Consider the following 768-nt stretch of genomic DNA (forward strand, 5'->3'; position numbering starts at 1 on the left):
CGACGACCGCGTCCCGAGCCCTGACCGGTGCCCGTCGCCGCGCCGGCCTCATGGTGCGCTCGCGGATCGCCGGTGACGACGCCGCCGAACGGCGGCAACGGATCTGGCACTCCGAGGGCGAACGGTGGAACTCACCCGGGGACGCGATCTACTCGGTGCACGGCGACGCCTCGATGTTCGCCGCCGGGCTGACCGCTCTGTTACTCCAGTCGCTGCACCCGCTGGCCATGGCCGGGGTGGCCGACCACAGCGACTACCGCGGCGACCCCTGGGGCAGACTCCAACGCACCTCGCAGTTCATCGCCACGACCACCTTCGGGACGGTCCCGGACGCCACGCAGCTCATCCGGACTATCAACGGGGTGCACCGGGCGGTGGTGGGGACCGACTATCGCGGCCGACCCTACGACGCCCGCGACCCGCACCTGTTGCGGTGGGTCCACGTCGCCGAGATCTGGAGCTTCCTCGAGTGCCACCGCCTGTACGGGCGCACCGCGATGTCGGCGGAGCGACGGGACGAGTACGTGCGACAGGCGTCGCGCACCGGGATCATGCTGGGAGCCAAGTGCGTCCCGATGACCGTCGCCGAGCTCGACGCGGCCCTCGAGGAGTACCGGCCCGAGCTCGAGGCCTCCCCGGCCGCGCTCGACGCCCGGCACTTCCTGCTGAACGAGCCGCCCGTGGGGTGGACCGACAAGCCCGCCTACGCGATGCTCCGCGAGGGCGCGGTCGCGGCGCTGCCGCCCTGGGCCCGCAGGACCCTCGGCC

At 72.8% G+C, this 768-nt stretch carries 1 protein-coding gene; it reads left to right on the plus strand.

Features of this window, described 5'->3' with window-relative positions; genetic code table 11:
• Positions 1-768 (plus strand): oxygenase MpaB family protein (locus G6018_RS06600; RefSeq protein WP_182639210.1); only part of this gene is annotated, 768 nt, incomplete at both ends.

This window comes from Dietzia sp. DQ11-44 (genome assembly GCF_014145205.1).
GTDB classification, from domain to species: Bacteria; Actinomycetota; Actinomycetes; order Mycobacteriales; family Mycobacteriaceae; genus Dietzia; species Dietzia natronolimnaea.